Source organism: Promineifilum sp. (SeqCode) (genome assembly GCF_041918635.1).
In the GTDB taxonomy this organism is placed as follows: Bacteria; Chloroflexota; Anaerolineae; order Promineifilales; family Promineifilaceae; genus Promineifilum.
The window spans coordinates 1-4,818 of record NZ_JAYRVJ010000329.1 but is presented as its reverse complement, the minus strand read 5'-3'; the positions used below and the strand labels follow the sequence as shown (position 1 = coordinate 4,818).

4 protein-coding genes and 1 pseudogene are annotated in these 4,818 nt (G+C 66.6%); 2 read left to right on the top strand and 3 right to left on the bottom strand.

Annotation, left to right across the window (positions count from 1 at the left end; genetic code table 11):
• A partial coding sequence (locus tag ACE3UY_RS10540; RefSeq protein WP_374687489.1) for a flavoprotein occupies window positions 1-162 on the bottom strand: 162 nt, incomplete at its 3' end.
• A 191-nt stretch (window positions 163-353) separates the two neighbouring features.
• Between ACE3UY_RS10540 and ACE3UY_RS10535 the strand changes: the two genes are divergently transcribed.
• Window positions 354-1,331 (top strand): 3'-5' exoribonuclease YhaM family protein, encoded by a 978-nt coding sequence (locus ACE3UY_RS10535; RefSeq protein ID WP_374687488.1) that lies wholly within the window; start codon window positions 354-356, stop codon window positions 1,329-1,331.
• A gap of 84 nt (window positions 1,332-1,415) precedes the next feature.
• Here ACE3UY_RS10535 and ACE3UY_RS10530 read toward each other — a convergent pair whose 3' ends face one another.
• Window positions 1,416-3,746, bottom strand: coding sequence for an ArnT family glycosyltransferase (locus ACE3UY_RS10530; RefSeq protein WP_374687487.1), 2,331 nt, complete (start codon window positions 3,744-3,746; stop codon window positions 1,416-1,418).
• 122 nt (window positions 3,747-3,868) lie between these two features.
• Between ACE3UY_RS10530 and ACE3UY_RS10525 the strand changes: the two genes are divergently transcribed.
• Entirely contained in the window at window positions 3,869-4,537 is a 669-nt protein-coding gene (locus ACE3UY_RS10525; protein WP_374687486.1) for an SDR family NAD(P)-dependent oxidoreductase, read from the top strand.
• Between the two features lie 10 nt (window positions 4,538-4,547).
• On the opposite strand, the pseudogene ACE3UY_RS10520 reads toward ACE3UY_RS10525, so the two are convergent.
• Window positions 4,548-4,818, bottom strand: a pseudogene (locus ACE3UY_RS10520) (alpha/beta hydrolase); the annotation flags it as partial.

The following is a 4,818-nucleotide window of genomic DNA, read 5'->3' as shown; positions in this document are numbered from 1 at the left end:
TTCCTCGGGCGTGTAATCCGTCTCCAGAGGGATGGTCGTCGCCGCGGCTGCGCTCATCACCAGATGCGTCTCCACCTCCGGCAGCGCCTGCAACACCTCCAGCAGCCGGATACCATAGATGACGCCGCTCGCCCCCGACAGACCCACAATGATCCGTTTCATACTCGTTTCCTTCGAAGAAATCAAACACGGATTGGGACGGATCATACGGATTTTACGGATTGCACCTTAATCCGTACAATCCATGTCCCATCCGTGTTTCATTCCTCAATCGCCACAACCGCCGTTACAGGTATAATGTGGGCCAGATTCTAGGTCATTGGGGGGCAGAAGCCCAAATTGGATAGGCCGTTATGGCAAAAGCGAAATTCATCGGTGACTTGAAGGCGGGCATGGAGTTGGCCGGGGAGCCGTTTCTGCTCCACGATGTCGTCCGCCGCCAGTCGAAAGACGGCCGGCCGTTCCTGCTGACGACGTTGCGCGACCGGACGGGCCAGATCAGCGGCGTTTTCTGGGACGTGCCGCTGGCCGTAGACGTCTGGGCGCGGCCGGGGCTGGGCGTGCTGGTCAGCGGGCGCGTCACTACCTACAAGGACGCCATCCAGGTCAACATCAGCGATCTCAACCGCGCCAACGGTATCGACCTGACCGACTTCCTGCCGGCCAGCCGCCGCTCGCGCGCCGAAATGCTGGCCGAACTGCGCGACCACGTGGCCGCGCTGGCCGAGCCGTGGCAGTCACTCGTCGCCTATATCCTACTCGAAGGGGAGTTGGCCGAGCGCTTCGCCGCCGCGCCGGCCGCCCGCAGCATGCACCACGCTTACGTCGGCGGCCTCCTGGAGCACACGGTCAGCATGGCCGCGCTGGCCCGCCACCTGGCGCGTCATTATGATTATGTCAACATGGATTTGCTGCTCAGCGGGGCGCTGTTGCACGACGTCGGCAAGGCGCTGGAGTATTCGCTCGGCGAGGGCTTTGCCCCTTCCGACGACGGCCGTCTCGTCGGTCACATTGTGCGCGGCGTGGTGCTGATCGAGCACGCGGCGGCCGGGTTGGACTTCCCGGAAGATGCGCTACAGCAACTCGTCCACCTCATCGTCTCCCACCACGGCACGCAGGAGTGGGGTTCGCCCGTTGCGCCCAAGACGCTGGAGGCGGTGCTACTACACCAGATCGACCTGCTCGACAGCCGCATCGGCGGCTTCCTGGATCACGTGGGTAACGACGGCGGCGCGGGCGCGTGGACGACCAAGCGCAGCGACATGTTCGGCGTCGAACTGCGCCGGCCGCCCGGCTTTGACCGCTACGCCCGGCCTAATAATCAAGAATAGGACACTGATGAACGCTGATCGGCGCTGTTTGACAGTCTTGCTGAGAAATCTGCGTAATCTGCGAAATCTGCGGATTCTTCCCTGTTACCCTGTCGTTTCATAGACGGCATACAACAGCGCCCCATCCGCGCCAATGACCTCCTGGTACGCCCCACCGGGATAGCGCTGCCGCACGAATTCCAGCTCGCTCAGCCGCTCCGGCAGGAAGATGAACAGCGTCGGCCCGCGCAACGGGAAGTCGGCCGGCCCCGTGAGCGGCTCGATCACGTCCAGTCCCACCTTGTCCGGAGCCAGGAACGGGATGGTCGACAGGCTGAAGTAGCCCATGCGCGGGAAGCCGAAGAAGTAGACCTCTTGCCCGGCCGGCTCCTTGTCGCGCAGGTAGTAGGCGATCTCCGTCGCCACCTCGGTGTTGATACCGCCGAGGACGTAGGTGTCGTAGACCCGGTTGAAGTAGTAGTTGAGATCAACGGCGGCGATGAGCGCCATCACGGCGAAGGCGACGATAATCGCCGCCGTGCGGGCGCGCGGGTATTGCGCCTGCAGCCAGGCGACCGCCTGCCCCAGCGGCAGGGCCACGAACAGGGCGACCAGCGGCATCGCCAGGACGTAGCGCTGGGAGGCGGGCGAATCCTGGCTGATGGCGTTCGAGGCGATGACCGCCAGCAGGGGTAAGAAAAGCAGCAGATAGCGCAGGTCGAAGTTGAGCAGCGCCCACAGGATGCCCAGCAGAAAGAGAAGCCCCGCTCCAGTCAGCAGCAGCGCCGAGCCGGGGTTGTAGAGCAGCTTCAACGGCTCATGGGTAAAGCCCAACGCGCCTTTGATGGCCTGGTCGAGAATGATCTCGCCTGTTGTCTTCTCCCCCGACGCCAACGCCCCCTCCAGCCACGGCCCGAAGATGGTGACGCGGTTCATGGGGGCTTGGAACTCGTCGGGATGGGCGACAAAGTAGAGGCCCAGCGGCAGAAAGACGATCAGGGCGATGAACCCGGCCAGCGCCAGGCCGGCGAACCGCTCGCGGAACAGCGCCCGCTGCCGCCAGAAGGCCGCCGCCGCCCAGATGAGAAACAGGATGGGCAGCGGCCGGATACTGACGTAGAAGTACTGCCCCAACCCCAACGCCAGGCCGCAGACGATGAAGCCGATGCGCCGGCCGCTCCGCCAGCCATACCAGAGTCCCAGGATGGCCGCCGTGCCGAACAGCCCATCCCAGACGTTGTTGAGGGCGATGCGGCTCATATGGATGTGGTAGTGAGATACGGCCAGATAGAGCGCCGCCAGCACAGCCGTTGTCCGGTCGAACATGGCCCGCCCCAGCGCGTAGAGGGCGACCACGGTCAGCGCGCCGGCCACGGCTGAGGTCAGGCGCACCGCCTCTACTGTCTGGCCGAAGAGGGCGATGGCCGCGCTCTGCACCGCGAAGTAGAGCGCCGGGAAGGAAAACCAGCCCAGGCTCAACAGGTTGTTGGCCTTGCCGGTCAACAACTCGACGGCGAAGAGGCCGGCCGACCCCTCGTCGCCCGAATACGTATTGGGGAAGCGGGCCGTGGCCGTCGCCCGCAGGGCCAGCGCCAGAACGAACAGGCCAAGCATCAGCAGCACGTCCCAGCGGTCGATGGTCGGCCAGCGGGACGCGCCGGCCTCGTGGGTGGCGGGGTGCGAGACGCTGCCGGCCACTGCCAGCCCGATCGCCAGCAGCCAGGCCAGCACGGCCACCGTCGCCTGCCGCGCCAGCAGCCCGTCGCCGGCCGCCAGCCGCGTCAGCCAGGCGAAGCACAGCGCCAGCGCCAGCAGGACGATCTGCGCCGGCGTGACGCGCAAGAACGCCGCCAGCCAGTTTAGCGGCCGGCCCAACCAGCCGGGCAGCGCGCCGCGCACGAACGTCTGCGCGCCGATGAGCAGCATCAGCCCGCCGAACAGGGAGAGCAGGAAAGCCGGCAGCCGCTGCCCCTCTGGCAAGCCCCGGCTGCCGAGTTGGGAGAGCAGGAGGAGAAGCGCGCCGCCGCCCGCTAGAACCCAGGGAAGCGCAGGGGAGCGGGGGAGCGAGGGGGCAGGGGAGGTGGAAGGCAGGGGAGTGGGAGGGCTGGGGAACGGGGGAGGGGCTGGCTCAACGGCGACGGCTTCAGGCGATGTGGTATGTACGCCGCTCGTCGTCGCTGCCACCGGCCACCTGCTATCTGCCACCTCTTCCGCTTCTTCCTCCCACCACGGCGCACCCAGACTGGCGGCAGGCGGCATGGTTGTCAGATTGGCTGGCGCGGCCTCCACGGCTCGTTCGGTTGGCTGGGGAGCCGGAATTGCTCCGGCCGGCGGTTCGGCGACGGCCGGCGGCCATTCGTCGCCCAGCCGCCGCCGCAGCCAGACGAATACAGCCGCCGTCCCCGCGATAATGCCTAAGAGTAAAAGCGTTTCCACGAGATAGCCCCTTGTCCCGGCTGCGACTTCTGCCGGTTACACCATAGCGCTGCCCCTGTATTATCGCCAATTGGCGGCGGCCGGCAATGGCATGCCCGCCCGGAACCGGCTAAGATCGCGCCATGCACCATAAACTCCCCACTGCCCCCGATCTCTCCGGCCGCGTGGCCATCGTCACCGGCGCGGGCCAGCCGGCCGGCGCGGCCGTGGCCCGCGCGCTGGCCGCCGCCGGCGCGCGCGTGGCTGTCAATGACCTGAACCCCGACCGCATCGCCCGGCTGGCCGCCGAGTTGCGCGCCGCCGGGGGCCAGGCGCTGGACGTGACCGCCGACGTCGCCAACAAATTTCAGTGCGTCAACCTGATCGAAACCACCCGCGCCGAGTGGGAGCGCGTGGACATCCTCGTCAACGCCACCCGCGTCCGGCCCAACGCCAGCGTCCTCAAGATGGATGAGTGGGAGTGGATGCGCTGCGCCGACGTAAACCTGAAGAGCGTCTTCTTCATGAGCCAGCTCGTCGGCCGCGTCATCGACGATCAGAACCAGGCCGGGATGAGTGAACGGGGCGGCCTCATCGTCAACCTGGCCTGGCCCGAACCAGAGGAGACCGGCGCGTCCGCCTTCGCCGCCGCCCAGGCCGGCGTGCTGGCCTTCAGCCGCGCCTGCGCCCGCGAGTACGAGCCGCTGGGCATCCGCGTCCACACTCTGCTCGTCGAGCCAGACGACCTGACCGCTATTGCCGAGGCAGTTCTCCGCTTGTGCCAGGGGCCAGGGAAGAGCGCTCTTCCCTAGCCCCTAGCCCCTAACCCCTATCCCCCATCTGCGCCACCAGCCAGTCGAGGATGATCTGCAACGTCTCCGGGTCGAGGACGCGATCGGCGGCGTTGTAGGAGTTGCCATCGGCCGCGGTCAGCTCGTCGGCCGGCTTCGGCTCATGCTTCAGGACGTGATTGGCGTTGGCCGGATAGCTGAAGGTGACGTTGTCGCCGGCCGCCGCTTCCAGCACCGCGCCGTCCGCCTGCCAGTCGATCTGGATGTCCTTCTGGCCGATGATGACCAGCACCGGCTCCTCA